11 protein-coding genes are annotated in these 13,184 nt (G+C 64.7%); 9 read left to right on the forward strand and 2 right to left on the reverse strand.

What is annotated here, in order from left to right:
* The first annotated feature begins 47 nt into the window (after positions 1-47).
* The 3 genes from ACLBKS_RS06350 (at position 48) to ACLBKS_RS06360 (ending at position 4,206) form a co-directional block, all read left to right on the forward strand.
* The gene (locus ACLBKS_RS06350; protein WP_410191960.1) at positions 48-1,016 is read left to right on the forward strand and encodes a LysR substrate-binding domain-containing protein; all 969 of its coding nucleotides are present in this window, start codon (positions 48-50) and stop codon (positions 1,014-1,016) included.
* Positions 1,017-1,160: 144 nt separating this feature from the next.
* A complete protein-coding gene (locus ACLBKS_RS06355) occupies positions 1,161-3,701 on the forward strand; it encodes an ABC transporter permease (protein WP_410191961.1) in 2,541 nt (846 codons plus the stop codon).
* A 61-nt stretch (positions 3,702-3,762) separates the two neighbouring features.
* Positions 3,763-4,206, forward strand: a complete 444-nt coding sequence (locus ACLBKS_RS06360; RefSeq protein ID WP_410191962.1) for a group II truncated hemoglobin — start codon at positions 3,763-3,765, stop codon at positions 4,204-4,206.
* 285 nt (positions 4,207-4,491) lie between these two features.
* Here ACLBKS_RS06360 and ACLBKS_RS06365 read toward each other — a convergent pair whose 3' ends face one another.
* Positions 4,492-5,133 carry a YqiA/YcfP family alpha/beta fold hydrolase gene (locus ACLBKS_RS06365; RefSeq protein WP_410191963.1) on the reverse strand — a complete coding sequence of 214 codons (642 nt, stop codon included), beginning with the start codon at positions 5,131-5,133 and terminating at the stop codon, positions 4,492-4,494.
* Positions 5,134-5,231: 98 nt separating this feature from the next.
* Here ACLBKS_RS06365 and rodA point away from each other — a divergent pair, with 98 nt between their 5' ends.
* The 3 genes from rodA to ACLBKS_RS06380 all read left to right on the forward strand — a co-directional run bounded on the left by rodA (position 5,232) and on the right by ACLBKS_RS06380 (position 9,277).
* Positions 5,232-6,389 carry a rod shape-determining protein RodA gene (gene rodA, locus ACLBKS_RS06370; RefSeq protein ID WP_410191964.1) on the forward strand — a complete coding sequence of 386 codons (1,158 nt, stop codon included), beginning with the start codon at positions 5,232-5,234 and terminating at the stop codon, positions 6,387-6,389.
* 58 nt (positions 6,390-6,447) lie between these two features.
* Positions 6,448-7,920: a metalloprotease TldD gene (tldD, locus tag ACLBKS_RS06375; RefSeq protein WP_410191965.1), complete on the forward strand. Its 1,473-nt coding sequence runs from the start codon at positions 6,448-6,450 to the stop codon at positions 7,918-7,920.
* A 244-nt stretch (positions 7,921-8,164) separates the two neighbouring features.
* Complete coding sequence (locus tag ACLBKS_RS06380) at positions 8,165-9,277, forward strand: 3-deoxy-7-phosphoheptulonate synthase (protein WP_410191966.1); 1,113 nt, start codon at positions 8,165-8,167, stop codon at positions 9,275-9,277.
* A 54-nt stretch (positions 9,278-9,331) separates the two neighbouring features.
* Here ACLBKS_RS06380 and mpl read toward each other — a convergent pair whose 3' ends face one another.
* The gene (mpl, locus tag ACLBKS_RS06385; RefSeq protein WP_410191967.1) at positions 9,332-10,774 is read right to left on the reverse strand and encodes a UDP-N-acetylmuramate:L-alanyl-gamma-D-glutamyl-meso-diaminopimelate ligase; all 1,443 of its coding nucleotides are present in this window, start codon (positions 10,772-10,774) and stop codon (positions 9,332-9,334) included.
* Positions 10,775-10,863: 89 nt separating this feature from the next.
* On the opposite strand from mpl, the gene ACLBKS_RS06390 reads away from it, so the two are divergent.
* The 3 genes from ACLBKS_RS06390 to ACLBKS_RS06400 all read left to right on the forward strand — a co-directional run bounded on the left by ACLBKS_RS06390 (position 10,864) and on the right by ACLBKS_RS06400 (position 13,160).
* On the forward strand, positions 10,864-11,166 hold the full coding sequence (locus ACLBKS_RS06390) for a flagellar basal body protein (RefSeq protein WP_410191968.1): 303 nt from the start codon (positions 10,864-10,866) through the stop codon (positions 11,164-11,166).
* A gap of 181 nt (positions 11,167-11,347) precedes the next feature.
* Positions 11,348-11,980 carry a PAQR family membrane homeostasis protein TrhA gene (gene trhA / locus ACLBKS_RS06395; RefSeq protein WP_410192347.1) on the forward strand — a complete coding sequence of 211 codons (633 nt, stop codon included), beginning with the start codon at positions 11,348-11,350 and terminating at the stop codon, positions 11,978-11,980.
* Positions 11,981-12,029: 49 nt separating this feature from the next.
* Positions 12,030-13,160 (forward strand): SMP-30/gluconolactonase/LRE family protein, encoded by a 1,131-nt coding sequence (locus ACLBKS_RS06400; protein ID WP_410191969.1) that lies wholly within the window; start codon positions 12,030-12,032, stop codon positions 13,158-13,160.
* Positions 13,161-13,184: the final 24 nt, after the last annotated feature.

The following is a 13,184-nucleotide window of genomic DNA, read 5'->3' on the forward strand; positions in this document are numbered from 1 at the left end:
GGCAGGGCTCCCACGCTTCGCCTGAAACCAGTCACCTCGCCACCGCCATGAATCTTCTGGTTTCCATGCGCTACCTGGTCGCGCTCGACGAGCACAAGCACTTCGCGCGCGCCGCCCAGGCCTGTTTCGTGACCCAGCCCGCGCTGTCCAACGCCTTGCGCGCGCTGGAGGAGGAATTCGGCAGTCCCATCGTGCGCCGTGGTCGCACCTTCGTCGGTTTCACGCCCGAGGGCGAGCGCCTGCTGGAGAGCGCGCGCCGCATGCTGCGCGAGGAACAGTTGCTCAAGCAAGACCTGAAAAGCGTGGGTGGACGCATCCAAGGCCGCCTGGGCATCGGCGTCGTGCCCTCGGCCGAACCCATCGCGGCGCGTTTCGCGGCGATGCTGCAGGCGCGTCACCTCGGCATCACGCCCGTGGTGCGTTCCATGAGCTCGCAGGAGATCGAATCCGGCCTGGAAGACCTGACCCTGGACATGGGGCTGGGCTTCATCGAACGGGTGCGCCCCGGTGCCTTGCAGACGCTGCCCCAATACGTGGAGCACTATTTCCTGGTGCGCCGGATCGACGCCGCTGCCCAGGGCGAGGCCTGGGCCGACGGCGTGCGTTTCGGCCCGCCCATGGACTGGCGCGAAGCCGCGGCCTTGCCCTTGTGCTTGATGAGCCCGGAGATGTACAACCGCCACATCCTGGACGGCGCCTTCGGGCAAGCGGGTCTCAGGGTGCGGCCGGTGATGGAGACCAACTCGGTGCTCAGCCTGGCCCTGGCTGCGGTCGGTGGTTCGGTCAGCAGCATCATGCCGGGTGCCCTGGTGGGCGCGGTTCGGACCTACCGTGAGCTGGAGGCCCGGCCCCTGGTCGATCCGGTCGTGCGCACGCCGATTGGCTTCATGGTGCAAAACCCCGCGCGCAACACCCAGGACCGGCGCTCGCGCCCATTGGAAGCCGCCCTGGCCCTGGCCCAGGACCCGGAGTGGCTCAGCCATGCGGCCGCCCATAGCGGCGCTCTGCAATCCTGATCGGGGGCTGGAGCGGATCACCTCGCCAGCGCGGTGGCACTGGATCGTCCGGGGTCGCGGTCCCCACGGTTGGGCTGATTGGACCGGGCCCGAATTCACCCCTGCCCGCCATGGGCTCAGGCAAATCGGCTAAGGTACCCGCCCATGAATATTTCCTTCCTGCGCCTGGGCTTCACCAATCTGCGGCGTGACTGGCGCGCCGGGCAGCTGCGTTTGCTGCTGCTGGCGGTCACGCTGGCGGTGGCCACGCTCACGGCCGTCAGTTTTTTCGCCGACCGCTTGAACCGAGGCATGCAGCGCGACGCCTTGCAATTGCTGGGGGGCGATGCCGTGGTGGTCAGTGACCAGCCTACGCCCGCCGCCTTGCAGGCCCTGGCCGCGAAGCACGGCCTTCAGACCTCTGCGTCGTTGGGTTTTCCCACCATGGCCCGGACGCTTGATGCCGAAGGTGGTAGCACCCGCCTGGTCGCGCTCAAGGCCGTGGAAGCCGGGTACCCCCTGCGAGGCCAGCTCACGGCCAGCACGAAAGAAGGCGTGGCCCCCGTCGCGACACGCGACATTCCTGCACCCGGTGAGGTTTGGGTGGACCCGGGACTGCTCGACGCCTTGGGCACCCACCTCGGCTCGGAACTGCTGTTGGGGGAAGCCCGTCTGCGCATCAGCCGCGTCATCGGCGTGGAGCCGGACCGAGGTGGGGGGTTCGTCAATTTCGCGCCGCGTGTGCTGATGAACCGCGCCGATCTGACCGCCACCCAGTTGGTGCAACCGGCCAGCCGGGTCAACTACCGCTATGCCGTCGCTGCCAAGGACGGCGCGGCGGGCGAGGCCGAGGTGCGGCGCTTCGTCGCCCAGGCCAAGGCTTGGATCGAGGCGGAGCATGCCCGCGGTACCCGGGTCGAGGCTTTGGATGGTGGTCGTCCGGAGTTGTCGAACACCTTGGAGCGCGCCGAGAAGTTCCTGCAGCTCGTGGCCCTGCTGGCGGCCTTACTCTCCGCCGTGGCCGTGGGTCTGGCGGCACGCGCTTTCGCCAACGCGCATCTGGACAGCTGCGCCATGTTGCGCGTGCTGGGGCTGTCGCAAGCCACCATCGCGCGTGCCCACACGCTGGAGTTCTTGCTGATCGGGTTGGGGGGTGGATTGCTGGGCGCGGCCCTGGGATGGGCCGCGCACCATGTTTTCGTCCTGTTGTTGGCGGGCCTGGTGGACGCTGCGCTGCCCGCGCCGGGGCTGTGGCCGGTGGGCTTCGGCCTGGGCGTGGGTTTGACCCTGATGATCGCCTTTGGCCTGCCGCCGGTGCTGCAACTGGCCCGGGTGCCTGCCCTGCGCGTGATTCGGCGCGAGGTGGGTGAGCCCCGACCCTTGTCGCTGGGGGTGCTGGGCTTGGGTTTGGCCGGTTTCGCGGCGCTGCTGCTGGCGGCGAGCCGGGACTGGACCCTGGGGCTCATCACCGTGGGTGGTTTCGCCCTCGCCGTGGGCTTGTTTGCCTGTGCGGCCTGGGGTGCGGTGGCGGTGCTGCGCCGCGTGGTGCGGGAGGACCGTGCGCCGCGCTGGCTCATCCTGGCCACGCGCCAGCTCTCGGCCCGTCCCGTCTATGCGGTGCTGCAGGTCAGCAGCCTGGCCATCGGCCTGTTGGCCTTGTTGCTGCTGGCTCTCTTGCGCACCGACCTCATCGACAGTTGGCGCAAAGCCACGCCGGTGAACGCGCCCAACCGCTTCGTCATCAACATCCAGCCCGACCAAGCGCAGAGCTTTCAGGCCGCCTTGGCGCGAGCGGGCGTGGCCGCGGACCATGACTGGTACCCGATGATCCGCGGCCGCCTGGTGGCCGTGAACGACCGGCCGGTGCAGGCCAGCGACTACCAGGACGACCGGGCCCAACGCCTCGTGGAGCGTGAGTTCAATCTGTCCTACAGCGCGCAGCCGCCGTCGCACAACCCCATCGTCGCCGGTCAATGGACGAACGAGGACCCGAACGCGATCAGCATGGAAGACGGCATCGCTGAAACCCTGGGGCTCAAGCTCGGCGACCGTCTGCGTTTTGACATCGCAGGCTTGCAGCACGAGACCACGATCACCTCGCTGCGCGAGGTCGATTGGGGTTCCATGCGCGCCAACTTCTTCGCGCTCTATCCCGTGAGCAGCATGCCGGAGCTGCCCGTGACTTATCTCGCGGCGTTTCGCGCGCCCGAGGGCAACAGCCGTTTCGACAGCCAGCTCGTGCGCGAGTTTCCCAACGTCACCGTGGTGGACCTGAGCATCACATTGGCCCAGGTGCAGCAGGTACTCGCCCAGGTCAGCCGCGCCGTGGAGTTCCTGTTCGGTTTCACGCTCGCGGCAGGGCTGGTGGTGCTATACGCCGCCGTGGCGTCGACCCGCGAGGAACGCGCGCGTGAATACGCCGTGATGCGTGCCGTGGGCGCCGGTGGCGCGCTGTTGCGGCAGATGCAGCGTGCCGAACTGCTGGGACTGGGGCTGTTGGCTGGCGTGCTGGCGGCCGTGGTGTCTGGCGCGGTGGGCTGGGCCCTGGCGCGTTTCGTCTTCAATTTCGAGTGGGGCGGCAGCCTGTGGCTGCTGCCGGTCGGTGGCCTGAGCGGGGCCGCCCTGGCCCTGGGGGCTGGCTGGTGGGGCTTGCGCGCTGTGTTGCGCGCGCCAGTGGTCGACACCCTGCGCAAGGCGGCGGCATGAGCGTGGCATTGGCGCGCCTCACGCAATCGCCCACGACGGGCCTTCGGGCCGAGGAGTTTCAATGAGCGGGATCGTCAAACTCAACCAGATCGAGGAGCCGCCGCCGAAGAACGACGCCGGTGAGTTCCTGACACCGTTCGAATGGCTCGGTGGCGAGCATCGTGTGCAGGCCCTGGTCACTCGTTTTTACGATCTGATGGACTTGGAACCAGGCTACGCCGCCTTGCGCGCCGCGCACGGGCCTAGCCTGGACAACGCCCGGCAGCGCCTGTTCTGGTTTCTCTGTGGCTGGCTGGGTGGGCCCCAGCATTATGTGGAGCGCTTCGGCCATCCGCGCCTGCGCGCGCGTCACCTGCCTTTCAAGATCGGCTTGGCCGAGCGGGACCAGTGGGTGGCTTGCATGGATCAGGCCATGGAAGAAGTTGCGGTCCCTGAAGGACTGCAAGGGCGCCTGAAAAAGTCGTTTTTCGAGACGGCGGATTGGATGCGCAACACGCCGGGGTGAGTGTTACGCCGATTCCGTTGTACCGCAGGCACCGCCCGGGCACGGGCCCTGGCAACCCTCCTCATATGATTTGCTGCGCAAATCGAAATCGTCGGGATTTCCAGGTCCCGCGCCCGAGCGGTGCCCGCTCAGTGGCTCGGATGCCCGCAAGAACACTGCTGCCTTGGTCAGCGAGAGCTGGGGTAAGGTCGCGCCGCCGATTTTGATTTGCGCAGCAAATCTCATGAGGCGGGTGGTTTTACCCCAGCTCTCGCCGCGAGGTCTATTCCGTGCAAGTACGTCCTATCACCGTGTTGTCAGGTTCAAGAAATCCAACACCTCATCCAGATAGTCCGGGAAGTCACTGATCGCGTGGTCGCTGCCTTCCAGCAGCCTGCCATGCATCAGCCGACCGTATGGGTTGGCGTAATGCGCCAGCATTTCCCGCCAATCCAGCACTTCGTCGCCCTTGGCGATCAAGGCGTAGTAACGCTCCGGTCGCGTGATGGCTGGAACGGCCAATGCCCGCAGCTCTTCCACGTACTCCGGCTTGAATACGAAGGTCTCTTCGGGGTTGTGCCAGCTGGTGTGCTCACCCACCTGCGTGGCCAGGTCACGCGCCGCGTGCACGGCGGGGTTGAGCACCACGGCGCGGCAGCCGGTCTGCTCGGCGATCCAGGTCGCGTAATAGCCGCCCAAGGAGGAGCCGATGACGGCCATGCCGCGTTCCGGGGCGGGGCCGTGGGCCGACCGGCGGGGCCAACCGGCGATGTCGCGCATCACCTCGTCCATGGCCTGTCGGGGGGAGGGCGGCAATTGCGGGCAATGGAAGACGATGTGCGGCCAGCTCTGCCCCATCCGCGCGCCCACCAGTTGAGCCTTGGTCGACTGCGGCGTCGAGCGAAAGCCGTGCAGGTACAGCACATGGGTGGTCGGCGTGGTCGGCATGGGGACTCTCCTGGCTAGGTGGAAGCGGCCTTAGCGGCTTCCGCGACGGGGTGCGGGGCTGCGGGAGGAACACCGGTTGGAAGGATAATCCCGCCACTATGCCCCTGGTCGTCGTCGAAAAACCCTCGCTCTGGCAGCGCATCCTGTTCCTCTTCAAAGGCTTTGATGGCCCGCTGGCCATCACGGTCATGGTGCTCGCCTTCATCGGCTTGCTGACGATGTACTCCTCGGGTTATGACCATGGCACCCGTTTCGTGGACCATGGCCGCAACATGCTGCTGGCTGCCGGCATCATGTTCGTCGTGGCGCAAGTACCGCCGCACCGGCTCATGGCGATGGCCGTGCCACTGTATGCCATGGGAGTTCTGCTGCTGATCGCGGTGGAACTTTTCGGCATCACCCGCAAGGGAGCGACGCGCTGGATCAATGTGGGCATCGTCATCCAGCCCAGCGAAATCCTCAAGATCGCCCTGCCGCTGATGTTGGCCTGGTGGTTCCAGAAACGCGAAGGCCAGTTGCGGCCGATGGACTTCGCGGTGGCGGGCATCTTGCTCCTGCTGCCGGTTGGGCTGATCATGAAACAGCCGGACTTGGGGACGTCGCTGCTGGTGTTTGCCACCGGGTTCTCGGTGATCTATTTTGCTGGCTTGAACTGGCGTTTCATCGTGCCGCCGTTGGCCGTGGGGCTGTTTGTCGTCCTGGTGCTGGTGATCTTTCAGACACCGCTGTGCGCCGAAGGCGTGAACTGGCCGATCTTGCATGACTACCAGCAGCAACGCGTCTGCACCTTGCTCGACCCCTGGCGTGACCCGCTGGGTCGCGGCTTTCACATCATCCAGGGCATGATCGCCATCGGCTCGGGGGGCTTCTTGGGTCAGGGGTACATGCAGGGCACACAAACGCATCTGGAGTTCATCCCCGAGCGAACCACCGATTTCATCTTCGCTGCGTTCGCGGAAGAGTTTGGCCTCTTGGGCAGCTTGATCCTGCTCGTGGCTTTCCTGTTCTTGGTGCTGCGCTGTCTGGCCATCGCGCTGGAAGCGCCGACCCTGTTTTCGCGGCTGTTGGCGGGTGCCATCACCATGATTTTCTTCACCTATGCCTTCGTGAACCTGGGCATGGTCAGCGGCATCCTGCCTGTGGTGGGCGTGCCCTTGCCTTTCATCAGCTACGGCGGCACGGCCATGGTGACTCTGGGCCTAGCGCTCGGCATGATGATGTCGATCGCCAAGACCAAAAGGCTGGTTCAGAGCTAAGCCTCGGGGCTTTTCCGCATCGCCTGTACAGATGCCATGCGGCCTCTAAAATGGCCAAATGATCTCACGCGAACCCACCCTGGAGCGAATCGCGGTCGCCCGCGAACTGCTCCTCACCCCCTTTGGCCTGGACGAATCGCATTTGCTGCGAGCCTTGTCCGAAATCCGCGCCCACCGGGTGGATGACGCCGATCTCTATTTCCAATACACCCGCAGCGAAGGCTGGAGCCTGGAAGAAGGCATCGTCAAGACCGGTAGCTTTTCGATTGACCAGGGCGTGGGCGTGCGCGCCGTCAGCGGTGAGAAGACGGCCTTCGCCTACTCCGACGACATCTCCGAGGCTTCTTTGCTGGACGCCGCCCGCACGGTGCGCAGCATCGCCGCAGCGGGCAAGTCAGCCCGCGTCAAGGCGACAGAGCGCAAGATCGCTGGCTCCCGCTCGCTGTATCCCGGGGCCGATCCGATCGCGACTCTGGGCAGCACGGCCAAGGTGGCCTTGCTGGAAAAAGTCGAAAAATTGGCCCGTGCCAAGGACCCGCGCGTGGTCCAGGTGATGGCGGGCCTGGCCGGTGAATACGACGTGGTGCTGGTGGCCCGCGCCGACGGCACTCTGGCGGCGGATGTCCGCCCGTTGGTGCGTCTGTCGGTGACGGTGATCGCCGAGCAGAACGTGAACGGCGCGGTGCGCCGGGAAATGGGTTCTTCGGGCGGTGGCGGGCGTTTCGGCTTGGCCTATTTCGATGAAGAGACCATCACCCGCTATGTGGATGAGGCCGTCAGCGCGGCCCTCACCAATCTGGAGTCGCGTCCCGCCCCAGCCGGAGAGATGACGGTGGTGCTGGGCTCCGGCTGGCCTGGCATCTTGTTGCACGAGGCCATTGGCCATGGGCTGGAAGGCGACTTCAACCGCAAGGGTTCCAGCGCTTTCAGCGGCCGCATCGGCCAGCGCGTGGCGGCCAAGGGCGTGACCGTGCTGGATGACGGCACCATCGCCGATCGGCGTGGCTCGCTCAACGTGGACGACGAGGGCAATCCCAGCCAGCGCAATGTGCTGATCGAGGATGGCATCCTCAAGGGGTATATCCAGGACAGCATGAACGCGCGGCTCATGAAGACCGCACCCACCGGCAACGGTCGGCGCGAAAGTTACGCCCACATTCCCATGCCGCGCATGACCAACACCTACATGCTGGGCGGCGACAAGAGCCCCGAGGAAATTGTGGCCAGCATCGACCGTGGCCTGTACGCGACCAACTTCGGTGGCGGGCAGGTGGACATCACCAACGGCAAGTTTGTGTTCTCGGCCAGCGAAGCCTTCTGGGTCGAGAAGGGCAAGGTCCTCTACCCGGTCAAGGGTGCGACCCTGGTGGGCAACGGCCCTGACGCGCTGACGCGAGTCAGCATGATCGGCAATGACATGCGTCTGGACAGCGGCGTGGGTACCTGTGGCAAGGAAGGCCAGAGCGTGCCCGTGGGCGTGGGCCAACCTACCTTGCGCATCGATGGCCTGACCGTCGGCGGCACGGCTTGATGGCCGTCAGCGTCTTATTTCAATCCATTTCCCTTTTGTGCTAGAGTGCCCGCCATGCAAGCCGTTCGCGCCTACTTTTATTTTTACTTTTGGTTCTCTGTCCCCGGCGGACGAGAGGCGCTGACGCGAGCATAAGCAGACACAGACCCCTCACCAAGAACCGCCGGAGCTGAAAAGCCCCGGCGGTTTTTTTTGTGCCTCGTTTTTCCCATCCGATACACCCCCACACTTTTTGGAGCCCTTGATGAACGCCACCACCGAGACCTGGTATGCGCAGCCTGCCGATAAGACCAGCCGCATCGACAACGAACGCATCAAGGACATCACCGTGTTGCCCCCGCCCGAACATCTGATCCGCTTTTTCCCCATCGCAGGAACCCCGGTGGAAGCCTTGATCGCCAAGACCCGGCAGAGCATCCACCGCATCATGGCGGGCAAGGACGATCGACTGCTGGTCGTCATCGGGCCCTGTTCCATCCACGATCCGGCGGCGGCGGTGGAGTACGCCAAGCGCCTGAAGGAACAGCGCGAGCGATTCAAGGACACACTGGAGATCGTGATGCGGGTCTACTTCGAGAAACCGCGCACCACCGTGGGCTGGAAGGGGTTGATCAACGACCCCTACCTCGATGAAAGCTTCCGCATTGACGAGGGCCTGCGCATCGCGCGCCAGTTGCTGATCGAGATCAACCGACTGGGCTTGCCCGCAGGCAGCGAGTTCCTGGATGTGATCTCCCCTCAGTACATTGGCGACCTCATTTCCTGGGGCGCGATTGGTGCGCGCACCACCGAAAGCCAAGTGCACCGCGAACTGGCTTCGGGCCTGTCGGCGCCCATCGGTTTCAAGAACGGCACCGACGGCAATATCCGCATCGCCACCGATGCCATCCAGGCCGCCTCGCGTGGGCATCACTTTCTGTCCGTGCACAAGAACGGCCAAGTGGCCATCGTGCAGACCCAGGGCAACAAGGATTGCCATGTCATCTTGCGTGGCGGCAAGACCCCGAACTACGACGCCGACAGCGTGGCCAAGGCCTGCGCTGACCTGGAAGCATCAAAGCTGCCCGCTTCATTGATGGTGGATTGCAGCCACGCCAACAGCAGCAAGCAGCATGAGAAGCAGATGGACGTGACGCGAGACATCGCGGGGCAGATCCAGGCGGGCTCGCGCCGGATTTTCGGTGTGATGTTGGAAAGCCACCTGACAGCCGGTGCCCAGAAATTCACACCGGGCAAGGACCAAGCTTGTGATCTGGAGTATGGCAAGAGCATCACCGACGCCTGCCTGGGCTGGGACGATTCGGTTCAGGCCTTGCAGGTGCTGTCGGAAGCGGTAGCGGCGCGGCGAGCTGCCTGATCAGTCACGGCCACCGGCCCGTGGGTCGGTGAAGGTTCCTTTTGCTGCCGCCGATCACACGACTGTGGCAGGCACCCCCAAAGCCTGTAGCAGCTTTTGGTGCACGCCACCAAAACCACCATTGCTCATGCAAAGGATGTGGTCGCCCGGGCGTGCCGCCGCGACGACCTGGCCCACCAATTCGTCGATGCTGGTGGCCACCTGGGCTCGCGTGCCCATGGGCGCCAAGGCTTCACGGGCATCCCAGCCCAGGCCGCCCGTATGGCAGAAGGCGAGGTCGGCATCTTCCAGGCTCCAGGGCAGTTGGGCCTTCATGGTGCCGAGCTTCATGGTGTTGCTGCGCGGCTCGAAGACCGCGAGGATGCGGGCCTGGCCCACTTGCCTGCGCAGGCCGTCGACCGTGGTGCGGATGGCCGTGGGATGGTGGGCGAAGTCGTCGTAGACGGTGATGCCGCCGCCGTCGCGCGGCACCACCCCGCGCACCTCCATGCGGCGCTTGACGTTCTGAAACTCACTCAGCGCCAGCACGGCTTGACCGGGGGGGACGCCCACGTGCTCGGCCGCGGCGATGGCTGCCAGCGCGTTCAGCTGGTTGTGCACCCCGCCCACGTTCCACCGCACGCGGGCGACGGACATGCCGTGGCGCAGCACCGCGAAATCCTGCGGCTCGCCCTGGGCCTGGTAATCGCTGCTGGCCGCGCCAAAGCTGCGCTGTTCGCTCCAGCAGCCTTGATGCAGCACGCGGGCCAGGCTTTCCTCTAGGCCATTGAATACCACCCGCCCGCTGGCGGGCACGGTGCGCACGAGGTGGTGGAACTGGCGTTCGATGGCCGCCAGGTCATCAAAGATGTCCGCGTGGTCGAATTCCAGGTTGTTCAGGATGGCGGTGCGCGGGCGGTAGTGGACAAACTTGCTGCGCTTGTCGAAGAAGGCGGTGTCGTACTCGTCGGCTTCGATGACGAAGAGCGGACGGTGTTGTTCGGGCGCAGCCGTCACGCCAGCCTTGTCTCTGTTCGGCATGCCCCCCAGGCGTGCGGAGATTCCGAAGTTAAGCGGCACGCCGCCTACCAAGAATCCAGGGTTCAAGCCCGCGTGTTCAAGAATCCAGGCCAGCATCGACGTGGTCGTTGTCTTGCCATGTGTGCCCGCGACCGCCAGCACGTGGCGACCTTGCAGCACGTTTTCGGCCAGCCACTGCGGGCCACTGGTGTACCGCGCGCCACTGTCGAGGATGGCCTCCATCAGCGGGAACTTCGGCGCACCATCGGCTGCGCGGGCACGGCTGACGACGTTGCCGATGACGTAGACGTCGGGCTTCAGCGCCATCTGATCCGCGCCATAGCCTTCGATCAGATCAATGCCGAGGGCCCGGAGCTGGTCGCTCATGGGCGGGTAGACGCCGCTGTCGCAGCCGGTGACTTTGTGGCCCGCCTCGCGGGCCAGGGCCGCGACACCGCCCATGAAGGTGCCGCAAATGCCGAGGATATGGATATGCATGGGGCGATGCTAGCGCAGGCCCGACGCCGTTTTTGCCCACTGTGGCTAAAATCTGATCATCCATAGCAGCGCTTGGCGCGGAGCACATGATGGCAAGTCTTTCTTCCATTGGCCTATCGGGTCTGCAGGCTGCGCAGCTGCGGCTCGACAGCGCCGCGCACAACGTGGCGAACCTGAATACCTCCGGCTTCAAGCGCCAGACCATCATCCAGCAGGACGCGCCCGATCTCGCGGGCACGCGCACTCGTGTTGATCAAGCCAACACGGAGGGCGTGGTGTTGGAGAGTGAGATGGTCGAGCAGATGTCGGCCGCTCACGCTTTCAAGGCCAATCTGCAGACTCTCAAAACCCAGGACGACATGCTGGGTTCCCTGCTTGACACCAAAGCTTGAAGGTTTGGGTCGGCGGGATTGATCCCGCTCGTTCTTGGTGACTCCCCCGTTCAGGCCATGGCCCTGAGCGGGCATGTGGTTGACCTATGATGGCTGCCCCCGCCTCATTCGCAGTCCCATGACCACACTCTCCGCTGCCGCGCCTGCTTTCGCTAAGCCCTTTTCGCCCTCTACCGAGTTCATGCGCCCCCAAACCCGGGGGGAGGAAATCGCCAACAGTGTGAGCCATGGCTTGGGCGCCTTGGCCGCCCTGGTGGCCATGCCGGTGTTGATCGTACAAGCGAGCCTCCATGGCAGCGCGGCCGACATCGTTGGTGCCACGATTTTCACGGTCACCATGCTGCTGCTCTACAGCATTTCGGCCCTCTACCATGCTTTGCCGCAGGGACGCGCCAAGCGTCTGTTCATGCGTCTGGACCATGGCTCGATCTACTTGTTCATCGCTGGCAGCTACACCCCCTTCACCCTGGGGGTGCTGGGGGGAGCCTGGGGCTGGAGCCTCTTCGGCGCGGTGTGGGGCTTGGCCGTTTTCGGAGTGGTTTTGAAGGCCGGCAATCTGCTGTCCAGCCAATGGCTGTCCACGGGTCTGTACTTGCTGATGGGCTGGCTGGTGCTGGTCGCGGCCGTGCCGATGTTTGAGCGCGTGTCGACGCCTGGTCTGGTTTGGTTGGCTGCGGGCGGCCTGTCTTACACCTTGGGCGTGGTGTTCTTCGTGCTGGACAACCGGGTGCGTTACGCCCACTTCATCTGGCACCTGTTCGTGCTGACGGGCACCGCCTGCCACTTTTTCGCGGTGCTGTGGTACGCGCGGTGACTCTGGGCAATCAGGCGCAGGATCAGGATTTGGATTGGGAGGGCATCACATGACGACGTTGCGCAAGACCATCTTGGGCTTGCTTCTGTTGCTCGGCTTGGCTTTGCTTTACCTGCTGTTTTGGCCGGTACCGATCCAGCCCGTGGCTTGGCAGCCTCCGACTGACCTGGGGTATGCGGGGGCGCATGCCGTGAACACCCGCTTGGCCGGGCTGCGCAAGATCGACTTGCATGGAGAGGAAGGGCCCGAGCACGTGCAGATCGGACCGGACGGCCGGCTCTACCTTGCTTTGGCCAGTGGAAAAATCCTGCGCATGGGCCTCGATGGTGGCACGCAGCAGGTGCTTGCCAGCACCGGAGGGCGCGTGTTGGGGTTCGATTTCGACGCAACAGGCCACTTGATTGCCGCTGACGCCATGCGCGGTTTGTTGTCGATTGCCCCGGATGGTCAGATCACCTTGTTGACCGATCGGGTGGGCGAAACGCCGATTCTTTACGCCAATGCCGTGGTGGTCGCCAAGAGCGGCAAGATCTATCTGAGCGACGCATCCATGCGCTTCGCGCCGCGCGACTGGGGTGGCACGTTCGAAGCCAGCGTGCTGGATATCTTGGAACAGTCCCGCACAGGCCGTGTCCTAGAGTACGACCCGGTCAGCAAGGGTACCCGCGTCGTGGCTCGGGGTTTGAGCTTCGCCAATGGCTTGGCACTGAGCTCGGACGAGCGCAGCATTTACGTCAATGAAACCGGTCAATACCGCATCTGGAAGGTTGCCGTGACCGCGCAAAAATTGGACTTGGCCAAGTTGTCGAACGCTGACGCCCCGCAGCCCAACGCCGAAGCGCGCGTGCAGTTCGACAATCTGCCGGGCTATCCTGACAACCTCATGCGGGGTCTGGACGGCCGCATTTGGGTGGGTTTGGTCAAGCCGCGCAACCCCAAGGTGGACCAGTTGGCGCGCAAGCCCTGGCTGCGCAGCCTGACCCTGAGGCTGCCGCGCGCGCTATGGCCTATCCCCGTCGCTTATGGGCATGTCTTTGCTTTCGATGAGACGGGACGTGTGGTGGCAGACCTGCAGGACCCGACCGGCAGCTACCCTGAGACCACCAGTGTGACCGAAACTTCAGACCGCCTCTATGTGCACAGCCTGCACGCCCGTGAGCTGGGGTGGCTGCCACGTTGAGTCCGATGGTTCGCGGCGACCGGT

Source organism: Hylemonella sp. W303a, from assembly GCF_046452315.1.
Classification (GTDB): Bacteria; Pseudomonadota; Gammaproteobacteria; order Burkholderiales; family Burkholderiaceae_C; genus Hylemonella.